32 protein-coding genes are annotated in these 25,431 nt (G+C 72.0%); 17 read left to right on the top strand and 15 right to left on the bottom strand.

What is annotated here, in order from left to right; translation table 11 throughout:
* Positions 1 to 631 precede the first annotated feature (631 nt).
* Positions 632 to 769, top strand: a complete 138-nt coding sequence (locus AB0K37_RS01680; RefSeq protein ID WP_363973175.1) for a hypothetical protein — start codon at positions 632 to 634, stop codon at positions 767 to 769.
* Here the strand turns inward: AB0K37_RS01680 and AB0K37_RS01675 are convergent, their stop codons facing one another.
* Positions 770 to 1,339: a 3'-5' exonuclease gene (locus AB0K37_RS01675; protein WP_363973172.1), complete on the bottom strand. Its 570-nt coding sequence runs from the start codon at positions 1,337 to 1,339 to the stop codon at positions 770 to 772. It lies immediately after the preceding gene.
* A gap of 283 nt (positions 1,340 to 1,622) precedes the next feature.
* On the opposite strand from AB0K37_RS01675, the gene AB0K37_RS01670 reads away from it, so the two are divergent.
* Complete coding sequence (locus AB0K37_RS01670) at positions 1,623 to 3,260, top strand: ABC-F family ATP-binding cassette domain-containing protein (protein WP_363973288.1); 1,638 nt, start codon at positions 1,623 to 1,625, stop codon at positions 3,258 to 3,260.
* A gap of 5 nt (positions 3,261 to 3,265) precedes the next feature.
* Here AB0K37_RS01670 and AB0K37_RS01665 read toward each other — a convergent pair whose 3' ends face one another.
* Positions 3,266 to 3,382 (bottom strand): hypothetical protein, encoded by a 117-nt coding sequence (locus AB0K37_RS01665; protein ID WP_363973169.1) that lies wholly within the window; start codon positions 3,380 to 3,382, stop codon positions 3,266 to 3,268.
* 50 nt (positions 3,383 to 3,432) lie between these two features.
* Between AB0K37_RS01665 and AB0K37_RS01660 the strand changes: the two genes are divergently transcribed.
* Positions 3,433 to 3,903, top strand: coding sequence for a hypothetical protein (locus tag AB0K37_RS01660; protein WP_363973166.1), 471 nt, complete (start codon positions 3,433 to 3,435; stop codon positions 3,901 to 3,903).
* 234 nt (positions 3,904 to 4,137) lie between these two features.
* On the opposite strand, the gene AB0K37_RS01655 is transcribed toward AB0K37_RS01660, so the two are convergent.
* From AB0K37_RS01655 to AB0K37_RS01635, 5 genes are all read right to left on the bottom strand, one after another.
* The gene (locus AB0K37_RS01655; protein WP_363973163.1) at positions 4,138 to 4,956 is read right to left on the bottom strand and encodes a MerR family transcriptional regulator; all 819 of its coding nucleotides are present in this window, start codon (positions 4,954 to 4,956) and stop codon (positions 4,138 to 4,140) included.
* Positions 4,953 to 5,489 carry a VOC family protein gene (locus AB0K37_RS01650; RefSeq protein WP_363973160.1) on the bottom strand — a complete coding sequence of 179 codons (537 nt, stop codon included), beginning with the start codon at positions 5,487 to 5,489 and terminating at the stop codon, positions 4,953 to 4,955. Before AB0K37_RS01650 ends, AB0K37_RS01655 begins: the two co-directional genes overlap by 4 nt.
* Positions 5,490 to 5,765: 276 nt before the next feature.
* Complete coding sequence (locus AB0K37_RS01645; protein ID WP_363973158.1) at positions 5,766 to 6,242, bottom strand: hypothetical protein; 477 nt, start codon at positions 6,240 to 6,242, stop codon at positions 5,766 to 5,768.
* Positions 6,239 to 6,748, bottom strand: a complete 510-nt coding sequence (locus AB0K37_RS01640) for a sigma-70 family RNA polymerase sigma factor (RefSeq protein ID WP_363973155.1) — start codon at positions 6,746 to 6,748, stop codon at positions 6,239 to 6,241. The genes AB0K37_RS01645 and AB0K37_RS01640 overlap by 4 nt, the downstream gene beginning before the upstream one ends.
* Positions 6,749 to 6,767: 19 nt before the next feature.
* Positions 6,768 to 7,700, bottom strand: a complete 933-nt coding sequence (locus tag AB0K37_RS01635) for an alpha/beta fold hydrolase (RefSeq protein ID WP_363973152.1) — start codon at positions 7,698 to 7,700, stop codon at positions 6,768 to 6,770.
* 232 nt (positions 7,701 to 7,932) lie between these two features.
* Here AB0K37_RS01635 and AB0K37_RS01630 point away from each other — a divergent pair, with 232 nt between their 5' ends.
* From AB0K37_RS01630 to AB0K37_RS01570, 13 genes are all read left to right on the top strand, one after another.
* Positions 7,933 to 8,070 (top strand): hypothetical protein, encoded by a 138-nt coding sequence (locus AB0K37_RS01630; RefSeq protein WP_363973149.1) that lies wholly within the window; start codon positions 7,933 to 7,935, stop codon positions 8,068 to 8,070.
* Positions 8,067 to 8,711, top strand: coding sequence for a GNAT family N-acetyltransferase (locus AB0K37_RS01625; protein ID WP_363973146.1), 645 nt, complete (start codon positions 8,067 to 8,069; stop codon positions 8,709 to 8,711). The genes AB0K37_RS01630 and AB0K37_RS01625 overlap by 4 nt, the downstream gene beginning before the upstream one ends.
* Positions 8,712 to 8,767: 56 nt before the next feature.
* Positions 8,768 to 9,133, top strand: a complete 366-nt coding sequence (locus AB0K37_RS01620; protein ID WP_363973143.1) for a VOC family protein — start codon at positions 8,768 to 8,770, stop codon at positions 9,131 to 9,133.
* Between the two features lie 15 nt (positions 9,134 to 9,148).
* Positions 9,149 to 9,418, top strand: coding sequence for a DUF1905 domain-containing protein (locus tag AB0K37_RS01615; RefSeq protein WP_363973140.1), 270 nt, complete (start codon positions 9,149 to 9,151; stop codon positions 9,416 to 9,418).
* A gap of 87 nt (positions 9,419 to 9,505) precedes the next feature.
* Positions 9,506 to 9,877, top strand: coding sequence for a VOC family protein (locus AB0K37_RS01610; RefSeq protein ID WP_363973137.1), 372 nt, complete (start codon positions 9,506 to 9,508; stop codon positions 9,875 to 9,877).
* 191 nt (positions 9,878 to 10,068) lie between these two features.
* Complete coding sequence (locus AB0K37_RS01605) at positions 10,069 to 10,368, top strand: hypothetical protein (protein WP_363973134.1); 300 nt, start codon at positions 10,069 to 10,071, stop codon at positions 10,366 to 10,368.
* On the top strand, positions 10,337 to 11,227 hold the full coding sequence (locus tag AB0K37_RS01600) for a sigma-70 family RNA polymerase sigma factor (RefSeq protein WP_363973131.1): 891 nt from the start codon (positions 10,337 to 10,339) through the stop codon (positions 11,225 to 11,227). The genes AB0K37_RS01605 and AB0K37_RS01600 overlap by 32 nt, the downstream gene beginning before the upstream one ends.
* Positions 11,228 to 11,292: 65 nt before the next feature.
* Positions 11,293 to 11,802 carry a GNAT family N-acetyltransferase gene (locus AB0K37_RS01595; protein ID WP_363973128.1) on the top strand — a complete coding sequence of 170 codons (510 nt, stop codon included), beginning with the start codon at positions 11,293 to 11,295 and terminating at the stop codon, positions 11,800 to 11,802.
* Positions 11,803 to 11,848: 46 nt separating this feature from the next.
* On the top strand, positions 11,849 to 12,853 hold the full coding sequence (locus AB0K37_RS01590; RefSeq protein WP_363973125.1) for a metallophosphoesterase family protein: 1,005 nt from the start codon (positions 11,849 to 11,851) through the stop codon (positions 12,851 to 12,853).
* A 237-nt stretch (positions 12,854 to 13,090) separates the two neighbouring features.
* The gene (gene rsgA / locus AB0K37_RS01585; RefSeq protein WP_363973122.1) at positions 13,091 to 14,179 is read left to right on the top strand and encodes a ribosome small subunit-dependent GTPase A; all 1,089 of its coding nucleotides are present in this window, start codon (positions 13,091 to 13,093) and stop codon (positions 14,177 to 14,179) included.
* A gap of 50 nt (positions 14,180 to 14,229) precedes the next feature.
* Positions 14,230 to 14,739, top strand: coding sequence for an N-acetyltransferase (locus AB0K37_RS01580; RefSeq protein ID WP_363973285.1), 510 nt, complete (start codon positions 14,230 to 14,232; stop codon positions 14,737 to 14,739).
* Positions 14,740 to 14,843: 104 nt separating this feature from the next.
* A complete protein-coding gene (locus tag AB0K37_RS01575) occupies positions 14,844 to 15,497 on the top strand; it encodes a response regulator transcription factor (RefSeq protein ID WP_363973119.1) in 654 nt (217 codons plus the stop codon).
* A 5-nt stretch (positions 15,498 to 15,502) separates the two neighbouring features.
* Positions 15,503 to 16,672, top strand: coding sequence for a HAMP domain-containing sensor histidine kinase (locus AB0K37_RS01570; protein ID WP_363973116.1), 1,170 nt, complete (start codon positions 15,503 to 15,505; stop codon positions 16,670 to 16,672).
* 4 nt (positions 16,673 to 16,676) lie between these two features.
* Here the strand turns inward: AB0K37_RS01570 and AB0K37_RS01565 are convergent, their stop codons facing one another.
* From AB0K37_RS01565 to AB0K37_RS01555, 3 genes are all read right to left on the bottom strand, one after another.
* A complete protein-coding gene (locus AB0K37_RS01565) occupies positions 16,677 to 18,965 on the bottom strand; it encodes an ABC transporter permease (protein WP_363973113.1) in 2,289 nt (762 codons plus the stop codon).
* On the bottom strand, positions 18,962 to 19,636 hold the full coding sequence (locus tag AB0K37_RS01560) for an ABC transporter ATP-binding protein (protein ID WP_363973110.1): 675 nt from the start codon (positions 19,634 to 19,636) through the stop codon (positions 18,962 to 18,964). The genes AB0K37_RS01565 and AB0K37_RS01560 overlap by 4 nt, the downstream gene beginning before the upstream one ends.
* Before the next feature lie 92 nt (positions 19,637 to 19,728).
* Positions 19,729 to 20,871 (bottom strand): acyl-CoA dehydrogenase family protein, encoded by a 1,143-nt coding sequence (locus AB0K37_RS01555; RefSeq protein WP_363973107.1) that lies wholly within the window; start codon positions 20,869 to 20,871, stop codon positions 19,729 to 19,731.
* A gap of 94 nt (positions 20,872 to 20,965) precedes the next feature.
* On the opposite strand from AB0K37_RS01555, the gene AB0K37_RS01550 reads away from it, so the two are divergent.
* Entirely contained in the window at positions 20,966 to 21,676 is a 711-nt protein-coding gene (locus tag AB0K37_RS01550) for a MerR family transcriptional regulator (protein ID WP_363973105.1), read from the top strand.
* 16 nt (positions 21,677 to 21,692) lie between these two features.
* On the opposite strand, the gene AB0K37_RS01545 is transcribed toward AB0K37_RS01550, so the two are convergent.
* The 5 genes from AB0K37_RS01545 to AB0K37_RS01525 all read right to left on the bottom strand — a co-directional run bounded on the left by AB0K37_RS01545 (position 21,693) and on the right by AB0K37_RS01525 (position 25,362).
* The gene (locus tag AB0K37_RS01545) at positions 21,693 to 23,204 is read right to left on the bottom strand and encodes a polyamine aminopropyltransferase (RefSeq protein ID WP_363973282.1); all 1,512 of its coding nucleotides are present in this window, start codon (positions 23,202 to 23,204) and stop codon (positions 21,693 to 21,695) included.
* Between the two features lie 116 nt (positions 23,205 to 23,320).
* Positions 23,321 to 23,761: a DUF350 domain-containing protein gene (locus AB0K37_RS01540; protein ID WP_363973102.1), complete on the bottom strand. Its 441-nt coding sequence runs from the start codon at positions 23,759 to 23,761 to the stop codon at positions 23,321 to 23,323.
* Between the two features lie 43 nt (positions 23,762 to 23,804).
* A complete protein-coding gene (locus tag AB0K37_RS01535) occupies positions 23,805 to 24,239 on the bottom strand; it encodes a DUF4247 domain-containing protein (RefSeq protein ID WP_363973099.1) in 435 nt (144 codons plus the stop codon).
* Entirely contained in the window at positions 24,236 to 24,742 is a 507-nt protein-coding gene (locus tag AB0K37_RS01530; RefSeq protein ID WP_363973096.1) for a DUF2617 family protein, read from the bottom strand. Before AB0K37_RS01530 ends, AB0K37_RS01535 begins: the two co-directional genes overlap by 4 nt.
* Positions 24,743 to 24,744: 2 nt before the next feature.
* Entirely contained in the window at positions 24,745 to 25,362 is a 618-nt protein-coding gene (locus tag AB0K37_RS01525; protein WP_363973094.1) for a DUF4178 domain-containing protein, read from the bottom strand.
* Positions 25,363 to 25,431 lie beyond the last annotated feature (69 nt).

Genomic DNA, 25,431 nt, shown 5'->3' with positions numbered 1-25,431 from the left:
GCTCGGCGCGCAGGCGGGGAGATCCGCTTCGAGCGCCGCAGGCACGCCCGACTCTGCGAGCATGGTCGCCCTGCGGAACGCATTGCACTTCACGGCGTGCTGCGAACGGTCCCTTGCGTAGCGCTCCCTAGGGCGCCATCGCAACGAAAAGGGAGATTTCCCGGGAACAAGACGCCTAGATAATCGCAGGCCTCTTCGCCACCATCTATGGCGGTTTCGTCGCTCCATGCTCGGCGGCTCCGCGGGCCGACACGAGCCTCATCTCCCTCGGTGATCGCCTCGTGCAGAGCGCGTCCCGGCCCCCACCGCTCTCGCCCGACGGTGCGGCACATCGCTGATCTCGACCGAACCCCTCACCCGGGAGTCCTCCATCGACGAGTCCAACCACCCCAGCACCTGGCACGACGAGGTCTATCGCCCCGACTCGGCAGAATGGCCCCGACTCTGGTCCCGGCTCCAGCTCGGGCAACCCCTGGCCGGGACCGTCGTCTGGGTCCCGCGACCGGGCGCCATCGGGATCGGCGTCGACCTCGGCCTCCCCGTCGGCGGCTTCGTCGACGTCCTGCACCTGCCTCTGGACAAGGCGCAGTGGCCCGCCAAAGGGACCACCACCGACTTCACGATCTGGTGGATGGACGAGCGGCCGCAGATCCGGCTGATGCCCGCCGACCCCCGCTACCGCCGCGAGGACTTCGACGACTGGGTCCGGCGACAGAACACCGTGGCGGCCAAGGCCTTCCTCGCGGGTGGCGCCGGAACGCCCGGTTGATCAGAACGCGCCTGCCGGCCGGCCCTCGTGAGACATGATCCTGAGGATCAGTGCGGCGATGTTCCAGGCGTCGTCGGCTCCGCTGTGGTGACGTCCCTCCAGCGGCAGACCGGCATGGCCCAGCGCCGCGCTCATCCCGAGCTTGCGCCTGAGGCCGAAGCAGTCGGTGAAGGCCTGTTTGGCATTGGTGTGCCGCGAGCCGAACGGATAGGCGACCCGACCGGCCGAACACTGGCGCTCGAACTGCTTGCGGTCGTAGTCGCCCCAGCTCGCCCAGGCTCGTGACCTCGACCGGTGTTCCCGTTCCAGAAGCGCGCACGCTTCCCGGAACTCGACGCCGCCGTCGACTTCGGCCTGGGTCAGCCCGGTCAGCTCGGTACAGAACGCACTGACCTCAGACCGGACGGGACGGACCAGGACGCGATGCTTGGCGACCCGGCTCCGCGACTCCACGTCCACGACGCACAGCCCGATCTCGATGATCTCGCTGACCTGCCCAGGCGGCGGCCGCCCGTCCCAGCAGGTCGCCTCCACATCGACAACATTGAGAAACCGCCCAAACCGCTCCATAGCCCCACGACGCTAGCGGCGGCCTCCAACGCCCGGCGACCGATTTACAGACGGCTGCCCGTGTTTTATTCGTTGGAAGCCGTGAGGCGGGGCCGGTAGCGTGAGCGGCATGGCTCTAGGTATCTGGTCGCAGAAGGTGCGCAGCGCCCGCTGACGGCGGCGCCTTTCCCTTCTCTGAATCCGCGCTCGCCGTCCCGGGTCCTGCCGGGCGGCCGTCTGATCCTGCCCGGCTCCATCGCGAGCTGCGGAGCATCCCTTGAGCCTCACCCCCATTCCCGAGAGCATGTCCCTGCCCGTCCCGGCGGGCGGCAGCGCGCACGTCCGTGTCCAGGACGTCGCGGTCACCCGCGGGTCGCGGCGGATCCTGCACGACGTGTCGGTCACCGTCTCGGCCCGGTCCCGGATCGCCGTCGTCGGCGAGAACGGCCGCGGGAAGACGACGCTGCTGCACGTCCTCGCCGGGCTGATCCCGCCCGACGAGGGCACCGTGCACCGCGCCGGCACGATCGGCCTCGTCCGCCAGGAGCTGGCGGCGCGCGACGGTGAGACCGTCGGCACCCTGACGTCCTCGGCGCTGGCCGCCCCGCGCGCGGCCCTCGCCGCGCTGGACGAGGCGACCGCGGCCGTGACCGCCGGTGATCCGGCCGCCGACGGCCGCTATGCCATGGCGCTGGAGGCCGCCACCCGGCTCGACGCGTGGGACGCCGAACGCCGCGTCGACGTCGCCCTCGACGCGCTCGGCGCGTGCACGGACCGCGACCGCCGGTTGTCGACGCTGTCGGTCGGGCAGCGGTACCGGGTGCGGCTGGCGTGCCTGCTCGCCGCCCGGCACGACGTGCTGCTGCTCGACGAGCCGACCAACCACCTCGACGCCGGCGGGCTGGACTTCCTGACCCGACGGCTAGGCGAACACGACGGCGGCCTGGCCGTCGTCAGCCACGACCGGGCGCTGCTGCGCGACGTCGCCGACCGGTTCCTCGACCTCGACCCCAGCCGCGACGGGAAGCCGCGGCTGTACGCCGGAGGCTACGACGCCTGGCAGGACGCACGGCGCGGCGAGCGCGAGCGCTGGGAACAGGACTTCGAGGAGCAGCGGGCCGAGCACCGGCGGCTGCGGGACGCGGTGTCCAAGGCCCGCGACAGGCTGTCCACCGGCTGGCGGCCGGACAAGGGCACCGGCAAGCACCAGCGCCAGTCCCGCGCGCCGGGCGTCGTGCAGGCCTTGAACCGGCGGCAGGACGCCCCTGAGGCCCACCGCATCGATCTGCCGGAGCCGCCGCCGGCCTTGCGATGGCCTGACCTGGGAGTCCGGCCGCGGGTGCCGCAGTTGCGGGCCCACGGCGTCACCGTCGACGGGCGACTGGCCGGACCGGTCGACCTCGCCCTGGACGGCGGCGACCGGCTGCTCGTCACCGGACCCAACGGTGCCGGGAAATCCACGCTGCTCGCGGTACTGGCCGGTTCGCTCCAGCCCGCACACGGACGCGTCTGGAGAGCGGACGGCACCCGCGTCGCCCTGATCACGCAAGAGACCACCGAGCACGATCCCGAGCTCACCGCCCGCGAGGTGTACGACCGCCATGTGGGACGGCTGGTGGCCCGCGCAGCTCTGCGCGACGCCGACGCCGTCCCGCTCGGAGCGCTCGGGCTCCTGGACTCCGCCGCGATGCGGACGCCGACCGCGCGGATGTCGCAGGGCCAGCAGCGGCGCCTCGACCTGGCCCTCGCGCTGGCCGGGCGACCCGGCCTGATCCTGCTCGACGAGCCGACCAACCACCTGTCGTCGGCGCTGGTCGACGAGCTGACCGGCGCGATCCGCGCCACCGGCGCCACCGTGGTCGTCGCCACCCACGACCGGCAACTCCTGAGAGACCTCGCCGACTGGCCGCGTCTCGACATCGCACGGCCGATGAAGATCTAGCCGGGTCAGGCCCCGCGGGTCAGGGCTGCTTCCAGGGGTTCGTAGCCGTCGTCCGCCCAGGCGATGTGCCCGTCGGGGCGGACGAGGACGGCGCCCACGTCCGTGCCGAAACCAGCCCGCAAAGGACAGTTCGCAGAGAGACCTGCAAACGAGATTTCGAGAGGAGCCACTCATGCGTGGTCCTAGCGCGGCCTACGACGCCGACCGAGAAGATCCGGAGTTCTGGCGCCGGCCGCTGACGGTGCTCCAAGGTGCATACGCGGGGTCCGAAGCGGAGACCCTGGTGTGCCGGGCGCTGGTCAACTGGGAGATGCCGTCCTCTGAGGAGACGGCACAGCGAGTGACCAGGAAGCTGGTGGAGTACGGCAAAGCCCCGAACCAGCGCACGTTCATCCTGAGCGTTGCTCGGCAACAGTCTGAGGTATGGATCCAGGTCTGGTTCAGGGAGACGCCTCCGGCTCAGTTGGACGCGGAACTGGACGAACTGGCGCAGTCCTCACCGCAGATCCTGCGATGGGACTCGACCGATGTCCGAGATCTGGACCAGGCGGACATGGCCGAGTTCCTCCAGGACCGACAGTGGTGGGGGCATCACCAGCCCTTCGGCCGAGTGATCACGGTCGTGGTCGGTAACGCCGGCTAGCCGGGACAAGCTCTGCTCCGAACTGGGAGCAGAGCCACGAACACGAGAAGCGGCCAGGGGCATCCCACCGCACGTCACCCAAGTTCGGGCGTGAGCCCAGACCAACGGTCTACCCAGAGGGGCCCGGCACCTACCGGGCCCCTCGAACATCAGAGAGTCCTCATCAGCAGCTGGATGCTGGTTCGCCCGGGTGTCACGGCGACGGGCGTTCATGGCACGGCGCGGGTGGCTGTGTCAGGTCCAGGTCGCCGAGTCGGGGTCGATGCCTCTGTCGCGGGCGTTGGCGTCGATGATGTCGCGGAGCCAGGCGGTCATGCCTGGTTCGATCGCGTCGTAGTAGGCCGTGAAGCCGGGGTCGGCGGCGTATCTCCTCCCCAGGCAGACCTGCATCGAATGGGTGCAGTCGAAGTACTCGCCGATGGAGGCCCTGTGCCGCTCGGCCAGGGCGTTGGCTTCGGCGCTGCCCGGCCTGACGTCGGCGCGCTTGGCTGCCGCCAGGTCGTTCTCGAGCGTTGCGATGTTGCCGGCGATCTGCTGCCAGTCCTCGGAGGTCCTGCCCGCGGCGCGCTCGGCGGACTGCGCCCATTGAGCCGTGTCGCCCCACCGGTCACGTGCGGCCGCGAGCCATGACGGCTTCCACCGCCGCCCGAAGATCGCGACCTGTTCCTCAGCGGAGAGGAGGATTCCGGCGCTCGCGGCTTCGATCAGGCGATCGACCGCATCGACCATCGTCCGCAGGCGGGAGATGCGGTCGAGGAGCTGGGCGCGCTGCTGTCTCAGCGGCACGGTCATGTCGGTGGTCGGAGCATCGAGAAGATCACCGATGTCGTCGAGGGAGAGGCCCAGCTCGCGGTAGATGAGTACCCGGTGGATGCGTGCGACGTCAGCCGCCGAGTAGAGGCGGTAACCGCCGGCGGTCCGTCCTGATGGGCGGACGAGCCCGATCGCGTCCCAGTGGTGGAGGGTGCGGACGGTGACTCCCGCGTGCGATGCCGCGGCCCCGACGGCCAGCCCGCCGGGGCCCGCGGCATCGTCCCTTGCGTTGTCGGTCACGCCGTCGAGTCTGACATGCGCGGTTTCACCCCTTCGGGCAGAGGGATGCCGGCCGCTTCGAGGTTGCGCGCCTCGGGGCTGTCGGCGTCGAGGGCACGGGCCGCAGTGATGATCACACGGGCGTTCTCCGGTGTGACGACCTCCAGATCCACGGTGTTCCAGGGCGTCTTTCGCGGTCCCTCCGTGCATCCGGGCACCAGCGCGGTGCACGCTTGCGCGATCTCGTCGATCTGGCTCAGCACGCAGGAGAAGCTGACGCTCACCGCTGGAGGAGCGGGCGGGGCGCCGGTCGGGACGAGCAGAACGTCCTGGAACATCCACCGTCGAAGGTGCGTGACCCGGCCGGGGATCGTGAACAGGTCGACGAAACCGAACCCGCGGACCCAGAAATCCGCAGACGCGGCCAGGTCCGAGGTCGGCACGCTGACGAACATCGGCATGCCGTAGATGCCCCTGTAGATCTCAGGAGGCGTCGCGTCGGGCCCGGGCGGAGGGACCGGGCTGACCTCGAACGCCTCGTAGTAGTCGCTCATGCGTTCATCGTGGAGCCTGACGCAACGTCAGGGTCAAGCCCGGACAGTGCGGCCTGGGGCCCACCCACCGCAGAACACCCCGCTTACCCTCATGCTGCTCATTGGTCCACGCCAGAACGCTCAGGCATGGACCGCATCGGAGTCGCCCTCGCCCTCGACGTCACCGGCGCTGGCGAGTGCGAGCCTGGTCCCGAATCGATCGCGCTGCCCTGCCTCGCGGTGCGGCATCCATTCCCCGGCACCTGGCGCGACCCACCGGAGGTGGCGACCTCGGCCTCAACCGGCTGCGCGGGCTTGCAGGCGGGTCTCCAGGCGCTGGAGGACGCGGTTGCCCAAGCGCAGCCTGCGGACGATCGGATCAGCTAGGCGCATGCCGGGGATGCGGAGCGCACCGACGAAGGCGACGCGGGTGCCCTCGCCCTCGGGAGCGGCGGCCATTCCCCCGTGCAGGAATCTGCTCTGCATCCAGCACCATCCCGGGCGGAGAACAACGTCGAACCGGGCGCGTTGCCCCAGCCGGCCGACGGCGATCGCCTCCAGGTGCTCGCCGTCGGCATGAGCGATGCGCATCGTCCGGACGTCGCCGAGCAGCATGGGGAACTCGGTCTCCAGGTCGCCCGCGACCGCCCAGACCTCGTGCAGGGACCGGGCGAGAACCTCCTCCGCGTAGGCCGCACCGGGGATGGAGGCGGCCATGACGCGCAGGCGCCTGACCGGGTCGAGGTCGGCCACGGGCCAACTGGGCTCGTTCATCCTTGCCATGCCTTCCGGAAGCTTCGGCGTGCTCGGTGGAGACGCGACTTCACCGTTCCCGTGGAGATGTGGAGCAGTGCGCTCACGGTTCGTTCGTCCAAGCCCTCCACGTCGCGCAGGACCAGGACGGCGCGGTGCTCGGGCGAGAGCCGGTCGAGGAGGTCGTAGACGTCGGCGGCCAGTTGGGGATCGTCCGTGCGGGGCACGGTGTCGAGGTCCAGCGGCTCTGCGGGCGCCCCGGACCGGCGGGCGGTCCGGACGGCTTCGCGGATGGCGATGGCCCTCACCCAGCCGAACAGGGCGGCGGGCTCGCGCAGGCGGGAGATCCCGCGGAACACGGCGATCAACGTCTCCTGCGCGGCGTCCGGGCCGTCCTCCAGCGCGATGGGCCCGCAGAGTCTGCCGACATAGGGGGCCAGCAGATCGAGAAGCTCCTGCATGGCCATGCTGTCGCCGCGCTGGGCGCCACGGACCAGCGCGGCGATGTGCTCCGGATCGGCCGTCACCCAGCATGCTCCCGCCTGGTCATATGCGCACCTTTGGAGCCGGCGCACGGTCGGGTCGAATCTCCGCGAGCGGCCTGTTCTGGACGTTGGCCTCTGTCGCGGGGAAGAGCTCTCGGATGGTCTCGGCGACCAAGCCGGGTCGTTCGTCAGCAAGATAGTGCCCGCCGGGGACGATCCTCGCGTCCAGTTCATCGGCGTGGTCGGCCCCGCCCGCCAGCATCGCCGGAACGAACGCGAAGTCACCGGCGCCGAGCAGCACCGTCGTGGGCACGGCGAGGCGCTCGCGGTGGAACCGGCGAGTGGCGAGGGCGGGAATGTCACGCAGCACGTACTGCCAGTGCAGGGCGCGTCCCGCATGGGCGTGAGCCCGCGAGCGCACCGATTCCACGAACTCCTCCAGCTCCCCCGCGCGCCAGCAGGCGGGGTCGGCGACGCCCCGGCGCAGGTGGTACCGGGTAAACCCCGGCCAGTGCCGTAGAACCGCGCCGCCGAGCAGGGGATACTCCCACAGCGCGGTGTACCACATGCGCCAGGCGTTGCGGCGGGTGGCGCGCTGGTCGGGCCAGGGGTGCACGATGTTGAGGGCGAGGAACCGGGTGAACCGGTCGGGCGCGTCCAGACACGCTCTGAAACCGGCCCAGGCACCCCACTCATGCCCGACCAGGCCGACCCGGTCGAGCCCGAGGGCGTCCATGACCGCGAGGATGTCGGCGGCCCGGTCCCGAGTGCCGTGACCCCGGTAGGGCGCGTCCGACCAGCCCGCGCCGCGCATGTCGGGCATCACCAGGCGGTACCGGTCGGCGAGCAGGGGAACCAGATGCCGCCACGCGTACCAGTGCTGCGGGAAGCCGTGCGCGAACAGCAACGGCGGCCCTTCCCCCGCTCCGGCGACGTGGAAGCGGATCCCGCGCGCCTCCACGAACCGGTGCTCGACACCGTCTACCCATGGCATTTGCCGAGGTGATCCCATGTCTGCCTCCCCTGAGAACTTGCCTGTCATTGATAGGGAGGCGTCTGGAACGCCGAACGTTCCCCACGACTTTCGTCGATCTTGCTTGGAGGCGCACCGCCGGTGCCTCGGGACGGCGGCCCGCGTTCCGCCGTCGCCGGCCGCTCACCGCGCCCGCCTGCGACATGCAGGACGTTTCGGAATGGGGCATCGCGCTGGGAGCGTTGTAGTTGCGATGACTACGGTGGAGGAGCGGTTGACCGCGGACCGCGTCGGCATGCTGAAGCCCACGGCGTCGCCGACCGGCGCCTGCAAGGGCCTGGCCGAGCCGCCCGCCACCCGCACCCGCGTCGCCTGTGCCGGCTGCTCATGATCAAGGTGCGCTCCTACAGGGAGACCGACCGCGCGGAGCTGCGCGGGCTGTTCCGGCGCGCGGGTGAAGCGTCCCCGAGCGCCGGCCTGTGGGGCGACGAGGAGTCCGAAGCGGCCATCTACCTGAACCCCTACATGGACCTGGCGCCGGACTCGCTCTTCGTGGCCGTGCTCGACGGAGCCCTGGTCGGTTACCTGACGGGGTGCCTCGACAGTGCGAAGTTCCCCAGTGAGAGCGAGCGCGTCGGCCGGGCCATCCGGAAGCATCGACTCGTCTTCCGGCCCAGGACCGCGCCCTTCTTCGCGCGTGCGGCCTTCGACGCGGCGTCGGTCGCGCTGCGGCGGGAGCCCACCGCGCGGGGGTTCCGCGACCCCCGCAGGCCCGCGCACCTGCACATCAACCTCGCACCGAAGGCCAGGGGCACGGGCGCCGCCGACGCGCTGCTGAACCGCTGGTTCGACCGGCTCCGAGAGACAGGCTCGCCCGGCTGCCATTTGCAGACCCTGGTCGAGAACACCCGCGCCGTGCGGTTCTTCCGGCGCATGGGCTTCGTCGAGCACGGCCCGACTCCGCTCATCCCCGGCTTCCGGTACGACGGCAAACGGGTGCACCAGCAGACGATGATCTGGCCCCCGCGATGAGTTTTCCGTTCGGCCCCGGTCTTCCTTGGTGACCCCAAAGAGAGCGGAGGCATGGGATGAGCGAGACCACCCGGATCACCCAGCTCGCCACGGTCGGGATCCGCGTCACCGACCAGCGGAAGGCGACCGAGTTCTACGTCGATGAGCTCGGCTTCGAAATACGGCGGGACGTGCCCTTCGGGGCCGGCCGCTGGATCGAGGTGGCACCGCCGGGGGCGACGACGACCATCGCGCTCGTTCCCGCGGAGATCCCGGCCGGCATCCGCCTGACGACCACGGACGCCGACGCCGACCACGCGGCCCTGCGCGCACGAGGCGTCGACGTGGACGCGGAGGTCATGCGGATGGGAGCGGGAGTGCCGCCGATGTTCTCCGTGCGCGACCCGGACGGCAACAACCTCATTCTCATCCAGGACTCCTGAACGGCGGTGTAGATGATGGACGAGCAGTTCACTGCGCATATGCAGAAGAGCCCGAGCAAGGGCGGCTGGACCTATGTCGTGTGGCCCAGGTCGGCCGAGTTCTTCGGCACCCGTGGACGGGTGAAAGTGCGGGGCACGATCGATGGCCATCCGTTCCAGAGTTCGTTCATGGCCCTGGGGGACGGCACCCACAAACTGCCGGTGAAGGCGGACGTGCGCAAGGCGATCGGCAAGCAGGAAGGAGACACCGTGACCGTCCGTCTGCAGGAGTGGTCAAAGCCCTAGCCAACGGCCGGTACGGCTGGTAGGCGGTACGTGCCCCTGGGCCCCTCCGCCACCAAGCCGGAGGGCGGGGCGGGATATAACGGCAGCATGGACTTCAAATTGGAGCTGGTCGCGGTGCCCGTTTCGGACGTGGACCGCGCGCTGGCCTTCTATACCGAGAAGGCCGGGTTCGTCCTGGACCATGACCACCGGGTGAGCGACGAGATCCGGTTCGTTCAGCTGACGCCGCCGGGGTCGGCGTGCTCGATCGCCTTCGGCAAGGGGATCGTCGAGACGGCGCCCGGCTCCCTCCAGGGCCTGCAACTGGTGGTCTCGGACGCCGACGCCGCCCGAGCGGAGCTTGCCGGACGGGGTGTCGAGGTCAGCGAGGTGCAGGAGTTCCCCTGGGGCCGTTTCGTCTTCTTCCAGGACCCGGACGGCAACGGCTGGAGCGTCCAGGAGATCGTGGCGCGAGGCTAGAGCCGCCGAGCCCGGCTCGCGCCGGCGAATGCCGACCGCGGCCGGCCCGACCGCCCCGACGGCTCAGCCTCCCCGCGCCCGCCTGGCGGTGTGGTGTACGTCACAGTCAGGCGCGTCATGTTCGCGAATCCCTTCCCGTCTGGTGTCCCGACCGGGCCTTGCGGGCCACGTCAGCGGGAAGGGGAAGCGCGGTGGCGGGACGATGCCGCTGGACGATCGCGGTGGGGTTCGGAAGTTCCCTGATGACAGGGCAGTGGACGGCCGCGATCGGGCTCATCATGCTGGGTGGAGGACTCCTCGCGATGCTCGCGCTGCTGGTCGGCGTGGCCGTCCTGGGACGTCCGGCTCACAGCGGGCGGGCTCTGCACCTCATCGACCGGTTCGCCGCCGCCGCGTCCGGCCGGGAGGACGTGCCGGCATGCTGCGGTCCTCACTCGCCAGGGGAGGAGGGAGACCGCCTTGAGCCGGGAGAGGGCGCCGGATCTTCCTGATGACGCGGCGCTGATCTCCCGCGCCCGCACCGGTGACGTGTCCGCCTTTGCGACGCTTTACGAGTGCCACGTGGACGCGGCGCGCCGTCTGGCCCGAACCCTGATCGAGGGGGACGCCGCCGAGGACGCCGTCCAGGAGACCTTCACCAAGGTCCTCGACCTGCTGCGCCGAGGCGACGGGCCGCGGGAGGGGTTCCGGCCGTACCTGCTCACCGCGCTCCGGCACACCGTCTACGACCGCTTCCGGGCCGAGAAGCGACTCCGGCCGACCGGCGAGATCGAGAAGTACGACGCCGGCGTCCCGTTCGCCGATCCGCTGCCGGAAGGGTCGACCGCGGTCCGGGCCTTCCTGTCGCTGCCCGAGCGCTGGCGGGTCGTGCTGTGGCATACCGAGATCGAGCGGGCCAAGCCCGCCGAGGTGGCGTCACTGCTCGGGCTCACCCCCAACGGCGCCGCCGCACTGGCCTACCGCGCCCGTGAGGGACTCCGCCTGGCGTACCTGCAAGCGCATCTCGACGAGATGCAGCCGGCACGGCGTGAGGAGTGCCGCGAGGCGTTGCGGAGTATGGGCGCGTACGTGCGCGGCGGGCTGTCCAGGCGAGAGTCGCTCGCACTCGACCGGCACCTCAGGAGCTGCCCGGACTGCCGGACGATCCTCGACGAGGCGCGCGACGTCAATGCCACGTTGCGGCACGTCCTGGGCCCGCTGGTGTTCGGGACCGTGACGGCCACGGGGGGCCTCGGCGCCGGCGGGACGCTCACCTGGCTCAGCCACAGGACCAGAAGGCTGCTGTGGGCAGCGGCGCCGTTGGGGGTCCTCGCGACAGCCGCGGGGGTCTTTCTCGCCTGGTGGGGCTGACCGGTCACCGGACCCCATGCCGTCGGGCGGGTGCGGACGCCTGACGTCCGGCGGATACTTCGATCATGGTTGTGCTGGAGACGGAGCGGCTCGTCATGCGGCCGCTGACGGGTGACGACTTCGCCGATTACGCCGCGATGCTCGCCGACCCGCAGGTCGCGGGAGGGCTGGCGGAGAGCGTCGGCACCTCGCCTGCTGACGCTTGGCGAAGTCTCGCCCTGTTCATCGGGCACCGGGAGATGCGCGGTTACTCGCACTGGGCGCTGGTGGAGAAGGCCACGGGCCGGTTCGTGGGGCGCGCCGGGCCGTGGCGGCCGCATGGGTTTCCGGGCCTGGGGGTCGGCTGGTGCCTGGCGCGAGAGCACTGGGGGAAGGGATATGCCACGGAGGCGGCCCGCGCTTCTCTGGATTACTGCCTCCGGGAGTTGGGCGCAGAGGAAGTGATCTCCGTCATCCTGCCGGGCAACTCCCCCTCGATAGCCGTCGCGGAGCGAATCGGTCACCGCTACCTGCGTGACATCCAGTACCGCGGCCAGACCGTCCACCTCTACGGCCAGCGTCTGAGTTCGGCCTGAGATATTGCTTTGCGGGTGAAATGGGCGCCCGCCTAGGCTCCGGCGGGTGGGACGCACCGTCATCGTGGGCGACGTTCACGGCTGCTTCGACGAGCTGATGGACCTGCTGGAGAAGGTGGAACTCCAGCCGGACGACCTGCTCGTCAGCGTGGGCGATCTGGTCGACCGGGGTCCGGCGCCCGGGAAGGTCGTCGGGTTCTTCCGCGAGCGTCCGAACTCGGTCGTGGTCATGGGCAACCACGAGCGCAAGCACGTGCGCGGGATCTTCTCCTACGCGCAGGAGATCACGCGGCTGCAACTGGGCGACGAGTACGCCGAGACGGTCGCGTGGATGCGGACGCTTCCGTACTTCTTCGAGAGCGAGGACGTCCGGGTCGTGCATGCGGCGCTGGTCCCCGGTGTTCCGCCCGCCGGCCAGCGGGAGGAGATCCTCTGCGGCTCGGCCAGCGGCGAACGGGAACTCGCCGCGCTGTTCCCGGACGGCCACTGGCACGACCGCTATACCGACGACAAGCCGGTCGTGTTCGGTCACCACGTCACCGGCCGGGAGCCGTTGATCCGCGACGGGGAGGTCTACGGGCTCGACACCGGCGCCTGCCACGGCTGGAACCTCACCGCGTTGTGCGTTCCGGGGTTCACGGTCCACTCGGTGGCGGCACGCGCCGATCACTGGTCGGCCGTCAAGCGCCAATGGCAGTTGCCGGTCCTGAAGGCCAAGCCGTGGCGTGACTTCGCGTGGTCGGAGCTGAGCGAGAAGGCGGCCCGGTTCTCCGGCACGTCCGATGCGGCATCGCAGGAATGGCTCCGGGGGGTCGAGGAGTGGGCCGCTCGGCTGCGGGCCCTGGCTCCCGTGCTGGTCGATGCGGCACATCGGATCTCCACGGAGCTCACCCCGGATGAGATGCGGCGGCATCCGGCTGCGCCGGTGCTGTTCCAGGCGCGTGGCGGACGGCTCGACCAGACCGCGCTGGCCAGGCGGTGCGCGACGCCGCGCAGGACGCTGGAGGTGGCGGCCGCCCTGGGAGTCATCGCCCCCGGCCCGCCTGACTGAAGCATGGCTGCGTGGTAGCGTTGCGACCGCATAGACGACGTGTCGGCTACGGGACGAGAAATGGGAGGTGAGGTTGATGAGCGCCGCGAAGGCCGCTGCCGTGTGCAGCGCCCGACGGACCATCCTCACGTCCCGAGCCCTGGTCTGACCTGACGTCCACGACCCCCACGAAGCCCTAGCGGCTTTCGGGCGGTCGCACTCTGTGCCGATCGGGGCCCTCGTTCAAGGGTCTTCACGTTGTCTCATTCTTTCTCCACCCAGCCGCGCCCTCTGGTGCGCTACGGCTGGGACGATGCGTACGAGCACGCCTTCACGCCTCATCACGCCGCCGGGCTGATCCCGGCCCGGATCGTGCGGGCCGAGCGCGGCCTGTGCGAGGCGGTCACCGATGCGGGGATCGTCCGTGCGGAGGTTCCCGCCGCCCGGCAGGGCGATCCGCTCGCGGCGCCGTGCACCGGCGACTGGGCGGCGCTGCGTCCCGCGACCGCCGGCCATGCCGCGATGCTGCACGAAGTCCTGGAGCGGCGCACCGCCCTGGTGCGTTCCAGCGCATCGCGCACCTCGCACGGACAGGTCCTGGCCGCCAATGTCGACACGGTCGTGGTGACCGTGTCTTTGGCCGCCCCGCTCAAACACGACCGCACCGAGCGGATGCTCGCCCTGGCCTGGGAGAGCGGTGCGCAGCCGGTCGTGGTGCTCACCAAGGCCGACGCGAGCGCCGACGCGGTCTCGGCCCAGGCAGAGGTGTCAGCGGTGGCGCCCGGCGTGGACGTGCTGGTCACCAGCGCCGTGACCGGGGAGGGCGTGGACGTTCTGACCGCCGTCCTGACCGGCACGGTCGTGCTGCTCGGCCCCTCGGGGGCGGGCAAGTCCACCTTGGGCAACGCCCTGCTGGGCGAGCCCCTTCTGGCCACCGGCGCCGTGCGCGCCACGGACGGCAAGGGCCGGCACACCACCGCGTGGAGGGAACTGCTGCCGCTGCCCGGCGGCGGCGTCCTGCTGGACACCCCGGGCCTGCGCTCGATCGGCCTGCACGATGCTCAGGAGGGGCTGGAGCAGACCTTCGCCGATATCCAGCGGCTGGCTGAGGCCTGCCGCTTCACCGACTGCGCGCACATGAGCGAGCCGGGCTGCGCGGTCCTGGCGGCCGTGGAGGCCGGGACGGTGCCGGAGCGGCGGCTGGAGAGCTACCACCGGCTCCTGCGGGAGAACGCCTACGCCGCCTCGCGCACCGACGCGCGGCTGCGGGCCGACCGCGAGGCCGTCAAGAAGAACATCACGCAGCACCTGCGCGCCACCTACCGCTTCAGGGAGCGCCAGCAGTGACCGCCACGAAGCCCACCGACCCCACTGACTCCACCGAGAACAGGACCGCCATGCCCGCCTGGACCACACGTTCCGAGACCGCCGAAGACGTGCCCGCTATCCGCGAGATCGTCCTGGCCGCCTTCCCCACCGCTGAGGAGGCCGGCATCGTCGACGCCCTGCGCGCCGACCCCGAGGCGTGGATCGACGGCCTGTCCATGGTCAGCACGACCCCCGACGGCACCCCGGCCGGGTATGCGCTGCTGACTCGCTGCCACGTCGACGGCGAGCCCGCACTCGCCCTGGCTCCGTGCGCCGTGCTGCCGTCGTTCCAGCGGACCGGCGCCGGCTCGGCCGCCATCCGCGCCGGTCTGGACGCCGCGCGGGCCATGGGAGAGAACCTCGTCCTGGTCCTCGGCCACGCCGGCTACTACCCGCGGTTCGGCTTCGTCCCGGCCTCCCGCTTCGGCATCCGCGCGCCCTTCGAGGTTCCGGACGAGGCCATGATGGCGATGGCCCTGGACGACACCCGCCCGGTCCCGACCGGCACCATCCGGTACCCCGCCGCGTTCGGGGTCTGATCACACCGGTGGTGCCCCGGGGCTCCCTCGGGGCACCACCACCCCCGCACCGGATGAGCCCGGCGTTAACCATCGCCTTATCGCGGTTCTGCGGGAATGACAGGATGCGGATACTCGTGGCCGAGGACGAGCGGTTCCTGGCCGATCTGGTGGCGGACGGGCTGCGGAAGCGGGCGATGGCGGTGGACGTCGCCCACGACGGGGCGGGCGCGCTGGAGCGGCTCGCGGTGAACGAGTACGACGTCCTCGTGCTGGACCGGGACCTGCCCGTCGTGCACGGCGACGACGTCTGCCGCGAGCTGGCGCAGCGCGAGGAGGCGGTGCGCATCCTGATGCTGACCGCGTCGGGCGCGGTGCACGAGCGGGTGGACGGGCTGAACCTCGGGGCCGACGACTACCTGGCCAAGCCGTTCGCGTTCGACGAGCTGGTGGCGCGGATCCGCGCCCTGGCGCGGCGGAACGCTCCGCCGCTGCCGCCGGTGCTGGGGCGCCGCGGCGTCACGCTGGACACGGCGCGGCGGGAGGCGGCCCGGGACGGGCGCCGGCTGGCCCTCTCCCCCAAGGAGTACGCCGTCCTGGAGGTGCTGATGCAGGCGCGGGGCGGTGTGGTCAGCGCCGAGGACCTGCTGGAGCGGGCGTGGGACGAGAACACCGACCCGTTCACCACCGTCGTCAAGGTGACCGTGAGCAAGCTGCGGGCCAAGCTCGGCGAGCCGCCCGTCATCGTCACCGTGCCCGGAAGCGGGTACCGGCTGTGAGGCCGATGACGGTGCGGGCCCGGATGACGCTGCTGTACGGCGGCCTGTTCGCCGTGATCACGCTGGGCGTGCTCAGCGCGGTCCTGTGGATACAGAAGAGGATCGTCGACGATCGGGTGCAGGACGTCCCCGCGCCCGCCGAGATCGCCGGGCGCCCCTGCGAGCCGCGTGCCGGCGGCGTTCCGTGCGCGCCGCAGGCCCCGCCGCGGCCCTGGGTCGAGTTCGTGGAGCCCGGCCCCCGCGAGGGTCCCAAGAAGGTCGTCGGACCGGAGCAGTTCCAGGACAGCGTGGTGGGGTCGCAGCGGCTCGTCATCCTGGTCGCGATCGTGGTGATCACGGTGCTGGCGTTCGCGGTGTGCTGGTGGCTGACCGGGCGGCTGCTGCGGCCGCTGCACCGCATCACGGCCACCGCACGCCGGCTGTCGCTGTCCACCCTGCACGAGCGGATCGCGCTGGACGGCCCGCGCGACGAGCTGAAGGAGCTGGCCGACACCTTCGACGCCATGATCGACCGGTTGGAGAAGGCGGTGGACAGCCAGCGGCGCTTCGTCGCCAACGCGTCCCACGAGCTGCGCACGCCCCTGGCCATCCAGCGCACCGCCGTGGAGGTCGGCCTCGCGGATCCCTCGCCGGAGCGGCTCGCCGAGGTCCGGGACGAGATGCTGCGCAACACCCGGCGGTCCGAGCGGCTGATCGAGGGGCTGCTCGTCCTCGCGCAGGGGGAACGCGGGCTCGACGTCCGCGCGCCGGTGAACCTCGAAGCGGTGGTGGGGCAGGTCGTCGAGGACAACCGGGCGGCCGCCGCCCGCGACCGGATCAGCGTCGCCGCCGACACGCGGCCGGTCACCGTCGCCGGGGACGAGGTGCTGCTCACCCGGCTGGTCGCCAACCTGGTGCAGAACGCGATCCGGCACAACCGGCCCGGCGGTGACGTGCGGGTCGAGCTGTCGGACGGGGCGCTGGTCGTCCGCAACACCGGGCCGCGCGTCCCGCCGGAGAAGGTGGAGGAGCTGTTCGAGCCGTTCCGCAGGCTGCACGCCGACCGGACCGGGTCGGCGCAGGGGGCGGGGCTCGGGCTGTCGATCGTCGACGCCATCGCGCGCGCCCACGACGGCCACGTGAGGGCCGCGGCGAACCCGGACGGCGGGCTGTCGGTCACCGTGGCCCTCACGTGATCCGTCACTCGCTGCGCAGCACGGAGGCGGTGCGGACGGCGGCGGCCCGGACGGCGGGCGGCCAGGCGCCGAGGACGGCGACGAGCGCCCCCGCGCACGCCGGGGGCAGCAGCAGGGTCCAGGTGTAGACGTGGATCCAGGAGGCCGCCATCCCGCTGCCGAGCATGTCGCCGGTGAGCACCACGACGCCGTGGTGGGCGAGCACTCCGAGCGGCGTCCCGAGCGCGCCGCCGGCGATCCCGAGGGCGGCCATCGAGATCACCATCATGGCGACGACCTGGCGCGGGGTCGTCCCGACGGCCTTGAGCACGCCGAGGTCCCGGGCGCGTTCCCGGGCGCTCAGCAGCACGCTGTTGAGGACCCCGAGCGCCGCCGCCGCGCAGATGATCAGTGAGAACAGCAGGAACAGCCCGCCGAAGACCGCGCCGTTGCCGAGGTCGGGCCGGGTCGGCTCGGCGATCAGCCCGGCGGAGGGGGCCGCGGCGGTGACCCGGCGGGCGTAGGCGTCCGGGTCGGCCCCCGGGCCGAGCATCACCGAGAAGGGGCGGTGCGGGTCCGCCTCGGCGGCTCCCGGGAGGCTGGCGGTGTCGAGCATCAGCCGGTCGGTGTCGGGGTGCGCGAACGCGCCCACGATCCGGACGGTGGCCTGCGTTCCGGACGTCTGCACCGACAGGGTGTCGCCCACGTCCAGGTCGTGGAGCCGCAGGAAGGCCTCGGTCGGCACCACCTCGCCCGGCCCGGAGAACCAGCGCCCGCGGACGATGCCGTCGCCGAGGAAGGGGCGGTAGTCGCCGCTGTAGGTCTCGGCCACCAGGCCCGACGGGAGCCCGCTGATCCTCACATTGACCGGGGCGGACGACATCACGTGGGCCGTCCCCGGCTGGGCCCGCAGAAGCGCGGCGAGCCGGTCCTCGCTCATGCCGCCGGAGGCCCTCGGGTCGAGGCCCACGGTGACGGAGGTGTGCCCTTCGGTGTCCGCCGTGAGGATCTTCATGACCGTCTGCTGCATCCCGAGGCCCATGGTCACGGCGGTCACTCCGAGGCACAGCCCCGCGAGGGTGAGCGCCGTCCTGGCGGGACGGGCGGCGGGCAGCCCGAGGCCCAGCCCGGCGGGGACGGGCAGCCGGGTGCGCAGCAGCCACCGCTGGACGCGCCGCCCCCGGCCGCGGCGCGACACGGTCCCGGCGCTGATCGCCTGCACCGCCGGGAGCCGTCCGGCCCGCAGCGCCGGGAGGACGGCGGCCAGCCCCACGAGGACGAGGACTCCGGCGCCCCCGGCCAGGTCGAGCGCGGGCGCCGCTCCCCCGGCCGACGGCAGGTCGAACCCCGCCGCCACGCCCGCCGCGATCCGCAGGGCGAGCAGGTGCCCCGCCGCCAGGCCGGCCGCGCAGCCGAGCAGCGCCGGGACGGTGACCATCACGACGTAGACGGCGGCGACCTGCGCCGGGGTGAAGCCGAGCGCCTTCATGACGCCGATGTGCCGGAACCCGGAGACCACCGCGCCGCTGACCACGTTCGCGACGATGAACACCGACACCGCCAGGGCGAGCGCCCCGAAGACGGTGACGAACGGGATCAGCTGGTCGAACTTCTCCTCGAACGACCGCTGGGCGGCGAGGTAGGACTCGTGGCCGCGCACCGGGAGCCCGGCGGTCGCCGCCGCCACGCTCCGCCGGACGTCGGACGCGTTCTCCGCGCGGTCGAACCGGTAGAGCATCTGGAACCCGTCCGGCCGGAGCGCGGAGACCTGCCCGGGCGTCACCCAGCCCATGAGGCCGTCCGTCGCGGAGTTCGCGAAGCCGACGATGGTGAGTTCGGGCAGGCCCGGGGGCGTCAGCTTGCCGCCCAGGCGGAAGGGGCCGCCCGGCCTGGAGCGGATCACGATCTCGCCCGGTCCGCGGACCCACCGCCCCTGCGTGAGGGTGAGCCTGTCGACGGGGCCGCCGGGGTCGGCCCGTCCGGCCACCAGGAGGCCGTCGCCGCCCGGTCCCGCCGGGCCCTGCTCCCGCGGCAGCACCGCCGTCCGGAACGGGCCGGCGGCGGCGGTGACGCCGGGCGCGCGGGCGGTGGCGGCGAGCCGGGCGGCGCCGACCCGCGCGGCGTCGAAGGAGACCGTCGCGTGCGCGCCGCGCGCCTGCGCGAAGGCGTCGCCGAAAAGGGATCTCGACGCGGCCAGCAGGCCGAGCCCGAACACGAGCGTCGCGGTGGACAGCGCCACGACGACGGCGATGCTGGCCGACTGCACGCGGCGCCGCCGCACCCCGGCCCGCGACGCGGCCCAGACCGCGCTCATCGGACGGCCCACGGCTCGTCCCGCTCCCGCGCGGTCTCCCGGACGATCCGGCCGTCCCTGAACTCGACCAGGCGGGACGCGCAGCGGTCGGCCAGGTCCTGGTCGTGGGTGACCAGCAGCAGCGTCTGGCCCCTGCGGTTGAGGTCGAGCAGCAGGCCGCTCACCTGCTCGCCGGTGGCGCTGTCGAGCGCGCCGGTCGGCTCGTCCGCCAGCAGCAGCGCCGGACGGTTCACCAGCGCCCGCGCCACCCCGACGCGCTGGCGCTCGCCGCCGCTCAGGACCGCGGGGTAGGCGTCGCGGCGGTCGGCGACGCCGAGCTCGTCCAGCAGTTCCAGGGCCCGCGCCCGCGCCTCGCGCGCCGGGACGCCCGCCAGCCGGGCGGCCAGCGCCACGTTCTCCAGCACGGGCAGGTCGTCCAGCAGGTTGAAGAACTGGAAGACCATCCCGACGCGGCGGCGGCGGAAGCGGGCCAGGGCGGCCTCGCCCATCCCCGCGAGGTCGTCGCCGCCCACCGCCACCGAACCGGACGTCGGGCGGTCCAGGCCCGCGACCATGTTGAGCAGCGTCGACTTCCCGCTGCCGGACGGCCCCATCACCGCGACGGACTCGCCGCGCAGGACCGTGAGGCTCACCCCGTCCAGCGCGGCGACGTCGCCGAATGCCTTGTGCACGGCGTCAAGCCGTACAACCGTTTCCTCGCTTGTTTTCACGGCCCCCAACGTGGCAGCCGGGAGGTTTCGGCACGGTGAGCGCGGGCGGCGGGTCAGATGCCGAGGCCGCGGCCGATGATCTCCTTCATGATCTCGGTGGTGCCGCCGAAGATGGTCTGGATGCGGGCGTCCTGGTAGGCCTTGCCGATCGGGTACTCGGTCATGTAGCCGTAGCCGCCGTGCAGCTGGACGCAGCGGTCCACGACCCGCTTGAGCAGCTCGGTGTTCCACCACTTGAGCATCGCGGCCTCGTCGGGGGTCAGCTCGCCCCGGCCCTCCTTGACGATGCACTCGTCGGTGAAGGACCGCGAGACGGTCAGCTCGGTCTTCATCTCGGCGAGCGTGAACCGGTTGTGCTGGAACTTGCCGATGGGACGGCCGAACGCCTCGCGGGTCTTGCAGTACTCCAGGGTCTGCTCGAAGGCGGTCTCGGCGGCGGCCTGCGCGGTGGCGCCGATGGACAGCCGCTCGCGTGCGAGGTTCTGCATGAGGTAGATGAAGCCCATGCCCTCCTCGCCGAGGAGGTTCTCCTCCGGGACGCGGACGTTGTCGAAGAACAGCTCGGCGGTGTCCTGGGCGTGCATGCCGACCTTGTCGAGGTTGCGGCCGCGCTCGAAGCCCTCCATGCCGCGCTCGACGGCGAGGAGGCTGACGCCCTTGGCCCCGGCGGACGGGTCGGTCTTGGCGACGACGATGACCAGGTCGGCGAGGATGCCGTTGGAGATGAACGTCTTCGACCCGTTCAGGACGTAGTGGTCCCCTTCCTTCACCGCCGTGGTCTTGATGCCCTGGAGGTCGGACCCGGCGGCGGGCTCGGTCATCGCGATCGCGGTGATGATCTCGCCGGAGCAGTAGCCGGGGAACCAGCGCCGCCGCTGCTCGGGGCTGCACAGCTGCCGCAGGTAGCCGCCGTTGATGTCGTTGTGGACGGCGAAGCCGGGCCCGTGCACGCCGGCCTTCGCCAGCTCCTCGTTGAAGATCACGTAGTAGCGGTAGTCGGGGTCGCCGCCGCCCCCGAACTCTTCCGGCATGTCGATGCCGAGCAGGCCCGCGCGCCCGGCCGCCAGCCAGACCTCGCGCGAGACGATCCCGTCCTTCTCCCACTGCTCGTGGTGGGGCGCGATCTCCTTGGCGATGAAGGAGCGCACCATGTCGCGGAAGGCCTCGTGCTCCTCGGTGTAGATGTCGCGTCCCATCCGCCGGTCTCCCTACTGAGTGCGTGCCGACAAGTAAGTGCATGCTGATACACGATTAATGTAACACTGGTGCTGTCACATACAGGGAGGCGGCATGGAGCTGACCGTCGACGAGCTGGCCTCGCGCGCCGGGGTCACCGTCCGGACCGTGCGGTTCTACGCCGGGCGCGGCCTGCTGCCCCCGCCGAGGCTGCGCGGCAGGACGGGCCTCTACGGTGCCGCCCACCTCGCGCGGCTCGAACTCGTCCGGGAGCTCCAGTCGCTCGGGCTCACGCTCGCCTCGATCGAGAAGCACCTCCAGCGGATCCCGCTGGACGCCCCGGTCGAGGACCTCGCCCTCCAGCGCGCCCTGCTGTCCCCCTGGGCGCCCGAGCGCCCGGAGGACCTCGACCGGCACGAGCTGGACCGCCGCGCCGGACGGCACCTCGACGACGAGACGATCGCGCGGCTGGAGGCCCTCGGCGTCGTCGAGCGGATCTCCGGCGACCCGGCGGGCGCGGTGCGGGTCGTCAGCCCCGCGCTGCTCGGCGTCAGCGCCGAACTGGCCGCGCTCCCGCTGCCGCTGGACACGCTGGTCGCCTCGTACGAGGCCGTGGACCGGCACACGACCGCGCTGGCCGACGAGCTCCAGCAGGTCTTCCGGGACACCGTCGTCCGCCCCTACCGGGCGGGCGGCCGGGCCCCGCGGGAGCGCGAGCGGCTCATGGAGCTGGCCGGGAAGCTCAAGCCGCTGATGATCCAGTCGCTGGTCGCGTCGTTCCAGCGGGCGGTCGACCGGGCGCTCCGCCGGTCGGTCCCCGACTAGCCCGGACGGTCGGCGGCTAGGAGTTCTTCCACTCCTGGCCCTCGTACTCGACCAGGCGCGGGTGGACGAGGGTGTTGACGTCCACGTCGCGGCTCCGGCGGTCCTTGGGGAACACCGCCGCCGCCTGGAGCACCGGCCCGTCGAGGAAGCGCAGGTCCGGGACGTCCCGCGGCAGCCCCAGCGCGGGGGGCCGCTTCCCGGGGGACGCCAGGACGAACCCCCAGTCGCCGAAGCTCGGCACGTCCACGTGGTAGGGGGTGGTCGCGAGACCGGCGGCGGCGACGGACTTCTGGATGCTCCAGAACGACTTGGGCGCGAAGTAGGGCGACCCGGACTGCACGACCATCCGCCCGCCCGGCGCCAGGGCCCGCTTCACCATCCCGTAGAACTCGACCGAGTACAGCTTGGCGGTGGACACGTCGTCGGGGTCGGGCATGTCCACGACGACCGCGTCGAACTGCCGGTCCAGGCCGCGCAGCCAGGAGAACGCGTCCGCGTTGACGGTCTGGGCGCGCGGGTCCTCGAAGGAGCGGCGGTTGAGGGACTCCAGCGGTCCGTACGTCCGGGCCAGGTGGATCATCTCGGGGTCCAGCTCGACCAGCGTCGCGCTCTGGACGTCCCGGTAGCGCAGCACCTCGCGCAGCGCCAGGCCGTCCCCGCCGCCGAGGATCAGCACCCGCCCGTGCGGGCCCGACATCAGCGGATGGACGAGCGACTCGTGGTACCGGTACTCGTCCAGCGAGGAGAACTGGAGGTCGCCGTTGAGGAAGAGCCGCAGGTCCGAGGGGCCGAGCCCGGCCCGCCGGGTGATGACGATCTCCTGGTACCTCGTGCGCTCGGCCACCGCGATCGGGGCGTCGTACAGCGCCTGCCGCGCCGACACCTCGAACCCGTCCGCGAGCGTGTACGTCCCGGCGAGGACGGCGAGGACGGCCACCATGCCGGCGGCGAGCGCGATCCGGGCGGCGCGCCCCACCTCGCGGCGGAAGAGCCACACCACCACGGCCATCCCGGCGACGGCGTTCACCACGCCGACGAGCAGCGCGCCCTTGATGTGCCCGAACGTGGGCAGCAGCAGGAACGGGAACGCCAGGCCGCCGATCAGCGCCCCGACGTAGTCGGCCGCGAACAGGTCGGCCACCGCCGACCCGGCGTCCTGCTTGCGGATCCGCTGGAGCAGCGTCATCAGCAGCGGGATCTCCGCGCCGATCAGCGCCCCGACCGCGAACGCCACCACCACCAGCGCCGGGACGTACAGGTCGAGCCAGGCGAACGCCGCGTACAGCACGAGGACCGACACGCCGCCGATCAGCGCGAGCACGCCCTCCACGACCGCGAACGCCACCACGGCGCGGCCCTGCAGCGGCTTGGCGGCCAGCGAGCCGACGCCCATCGCGAACACCATCACCGACAGGACGATCGACGCCTGCGTGACGGAGTTCCCGACGAGGTAGCTGCCGAGCGCGACCAGGGCCAGCTCGTACACCAGGCCGCACGCCGCGCACGCGAACACGGCCGCGAGGACCAGCGCCCGCGAAGCCCGCGCCGGGACGCGCGGCCTCCCCGGGCCGTCCCCCTCGGGACGGGACGGCTCCGGGGAGGGGTCGCCGGACGGCCGGACGGCCTGGTCCAGGTCGCGGGACGTCAGGAGACCGCCCCGGCCACGATCGCGGCGACCCCGAGGTCGGCGGCGGCGACGACCCAGCCCGCCGGGTGGATCGCGCCGGCGGTCCCGCCCCCGTCCACGAGCGTCGCGCCGAGCTTGCCGGGGGTGAGCACGTCCAGCAGGAAGAACGCCACGATCATCAGCACGATGCCGATGCCGCCGAACACGGCGGTGTCCACCAGCCCGTCGGTGAGGTCGCTGTCGCTGGTGACGATCGCGGTGGTGACGATCGCGGCGATGCCGAGCAGCTTGGCGGCCAGCAGGAGCGCGGCGCCGCGGTTGCCCTCGGTCCAGATCTGCTTGCCGAGCCTGCCGGGCGTCGTCACCTCCACGACCAGGTAGCCGAGCGCCATGAGGGCGATGCCGACCGCGCCGTAGGCGAAGGTCGCGCCGATCTCGTGAAGGATGTCGTCGTTCATGTGTGGCTCCTCATCTGCCCGGCCCCGTCATCTGCCCGACCCGTCATTTGCCCGACCCGGGCCCGCCGCCGCGGAACGACGCGGCGCCCCCGCTCGTCCATCCGTTGCTGCCCGGGCTGCTCCAGCGGCCGCTCACGTGCGAGTAGTGGCGGCTGTAGCCGCCGCGCGGGTCGTCGACCGTGATCCGGCTGCCGACCCCGTTCGGCAGGACGCCGACGACGAGCTTCGGGTAGCGCATGAAGATGCCGCCGTTGGCGCCCATGGTGGCCATGTCGTCCACCTGGTCGATCGGCTTGAACTTGCGGCGGATCTCCGAGGCGACCGTCTGGGGGGCCTTCGGCGACCGGTAGGTGTTGTATCCGGTCTTGGGGTACTTGTCGGCGATCCAGGACGACTGCGACTTGCCGCAGCCGCCGAGCGCCGTGGCGGTCAGGACGGCGGCGGCCACCGCGCCCGCCACCCGGTATCTGCTGTTCATGAGGGTCTCACCAGCCGGCTCCGCGTCATCACGATCTCCCGGGTCTGCGGGTAGGCGTGCCAGGTGCGCCATCCGAGCGCTGCCTCCTGCCCCGCCGTGTCCTCCAAGGCAAGGACGGTGACGGCGTGCGGGGATCCGGGGAAGGCCCCGGTCAGCGCGTCACCGCGGTCCGCGAGCCGGGCGCACACGGCCTCGACGGCGCGGGCGAACGCCGTCCCGTCGCTGTGCGCCGCGGTCGTCGCGGCGAAGTCGTACGCCCAGCCGGGCACGCTCGCCGCCGCGTGCCCCGGCAGCGGCTCGGCGCGTCCGGGAAGGCACGCCACCGTCTCGCTCAGCGGCCCGGCGATGACCTGGTGGGACGCGCCGAGCAGGCGCAGCTCCACGGTCAGGCCCGCGCGCTCCACCGGCAGGACGGCGAGCGCGTCCATCGGCGGCAGGCCGAGCGCGAACGAGAGCCCGTCGGCGCGGGCGTCCGCGTAGGGGGTGTCGAGGGTGGCCTGCAAGATCAGCTACCGCCCGGGTAGATCGTCATCGATCCCGTCGGAACGCGCTCGCCGAGGCCGGCCTCCCACTGGCCGCCCCCGTACTGCTCGAACGACAGGTACCTGCCGCGCGGGCCCTCGTAGTCGACGTACTCGACGCGGCCCTGCACGCCGACGCCCGTCGTGCCCTCGCTGGTGTAGTCGGCGGTGCCGTGCTCGTCGCGCCGGTACTCGACGCCGTCCACGACGATGCTCTTCTCCCCCGGCCGCAGGTCGCCGATCTCGTACTCGGTCCACCAGACGACTTCGAGGTCGGGGTCCTCCTCGACGGAGATCCACACCTTGGTGCCCTCGATCGTGTCGGCGTCGAGGAGGTGCTCGCTCCAGGTGAAGCCGCCCTCCTTCAGCCGCAGCGAACCGCGAACGAAGTAGCGGGTGCCGAGGTACTCCACCATGTCGCCGGCCTTGAGCGTGCGCGGGTCGCCGGCCACCTGGTCCTCGGCGGCGAACGGGTCGCGCGGGACGGCGGGGGCGGGCGCGGGCGCCGGCGCGCCCGAGCGGCGCCGCAGCACGACGACGATGAGCACGACCAAGGCGATCAAGATCAGTGCCAGCAGGACCACTATCGCCGCTTTGCCCACGGCACCTCCATCGTTTCGTCCGTTCAAGGGGGACAGACCTGCGGATCCTACCGACTGTGGCCTGTCCAG

It is taken from the genome of Actinomadura sp. NPDC049753 (genome assembly GCF_040674655.1).
Classification (GTDB): Bacteria; Actinomycetota; Actinomycetes; order Streptosporangiales; family Streptosporangiaceae; genus Spirillospora; species Spirillospora verrucosospora.
The sequence above is the reverse complement of the archived record's forward strand: the minus strand, read 5'-3'. Positions and strand labels throughout refer to the sequence as shown.

What these genes read in the sequence shown, in the direction of transcription:
- AB0K37_RS01680 (WP_363973175.1), top strand. Translation starts at nt 632, where the DNA reads ATGGACGAGCGGCCGCAGATCCGGCTGATGCCCGCCGACCCCCGCTAC.
- AB0K37_RS01675 (WP_363973172.1), bottom strand. Translation starts at nt 1,339, where the DNA reads ATGGAGCGGTTTGGGCGGTTTCTCAATGTTGTCGATGTGGAGGCGACC.
- AB0K37_RS01670 (WP_363973288.1), top strand. Translation starts at nt 1,623, where the DNA reads ATGTCCCTGCCCGTCCCGGCGGGCGGCAGCGCGCACGTCCGTGTCCAG.
- AB0K37_RS01660 (WP_363973166.1), top strand. Translation starts at nt 3,433, where the DNA reads ATGCGTGGTCCTAGCGCGGCCTACGACGCCGACCGAGAAGATCCGGAG.
- AB0K37_RS01650 (WP_363973160.1), bottom strand. Translation starts at nt 5,489, where the DNA reads ATGAGCGACTACTACGAGGCGTTCGAGGTCAGCCCGGTCCCTCCGCCC.
- AB0K37_RS01645 (WP_363973158.1), bottom strand. Translation starts at nt 6,242, where the DNA reads ATGAACGAGCCCAGTTGGCCCGTGGCCGACCTCGACCCGGTCAGGCGC.
- AB0K37_RS01635 (WP_363973152.1), bottom strand. Translation starts at nt 7,700, where the DNA reads ATGCCATGGGTAGACGGTGTCGAGCACCGGTTCGTGGAGGCGCGCGGG.
- AB0K37_RS01630 (WP_363973149.1), top strand. Translation starts at nt 7,933, where the DNA reads ATGACTACGGTGGAGGAGCGGTTGACCGCGGACCGCGTCGGCATGCTG.
- AB0K37_RS01625 (WP_363973146.1), top strand. Translation starts at nt 8,067, where the DNA reads ATGATCAAGGTGCGCTCCTACAGGGAGACCGACCGCGCGGAGCTGCGC.
- AB0K37_RS01620 (WP_363973143.1), top strand. Translation starts at nt 8,768, where the DNA reads ATGAGCGAGACCACCCGGATCACCCAGCTCGCCACGGTCGGGATCCGC.
- AB0K37_RS01615 (WP_363973140.1), top strand. Translation starts at nt 9,149, where the DNA reads ATGGACGAGCAGTTCACTGCGCATATGCAGAAGAGCCCGAGCAAGGGC.
- AB0K37_RS01610 (WP_363973137.1), top strand. Translation starts at nt 9,506, where the DNA reads ATGGACTTCAAATTGGAGCTGGTCGCGGTGCCCGTTTCGGACGTGGAC.
- AB0K37_RS01595 (WP_363973128.1), top strand. Translation starts at nt 11,293, where the DNA reads ATGGTTGTGCTGGAGACGGAGCGGCTCGTCATGCGGCCGCTGACGGGT.
- AB0K37_RS01580 (WP_363973285.1), top strand. Translation starts at nt 14,230, where the DNA reads ATGCCCGCCTGGACCACACGTTCCGAGACCGCCGAAGACGTGCCCGCT.
- AB0K37_RS01575 (WP_363973119.1), top strand. Translation starts at nt 14,844, where the DNA reads ATGCGGATACTCGTGGCCGAGGACGAGCGGTTCCTGGCCGATCTGGTG.
- AB0K37_RS01570 (WP_363973116.1), top strand. Translation starts at nt 15,503, where the DNA reads ATGACGGTGCGGGCCCGGATGACGCTGCTGTACGGCGGCCTGTTCGCC.
- AB0K37_RS01565 (WP_363973113.1), bottom strand. Translation starts at nt 18,965, where the DNA reads ATGAGCGCGGTCTGGGCCGCGTCGCGGGCCGGGGTGCGGCGGCGCCGC.
- AB0K37_RS01555 (WP_363973107.1), bottom strand. Translation starts at nt 20,871, where the DNA reads ATGGGACGCGACATCTACACCGAGGAGCACGAGGCCTTCCGCGACATG.
- AB0K37_RS01550 (WP_363973105.1), top strand. Translation starts at nt 20,966, where the DNA reads ATGGAGCTGACCGTCGACGAGCTGGCCTCGCGCGCCGGGGTCACCGTC.
- AB0K37_RS01540 (WP_363973102.1), bottom strand. Translation starts at nt 23,761, where the DNA reads ATGAACGACGACATCCTTCACGAGATCGGCGCGACCTTCGCCTACGGC.
- AB0K37_RS01535 (WP_363973099.1), bottom strand. Translation starts at nt 24,239, where the DNA reads ATGAACAGCAGATACCGGGTGGCGGGCGCGGTGGCCGCCGCCGTCCTG.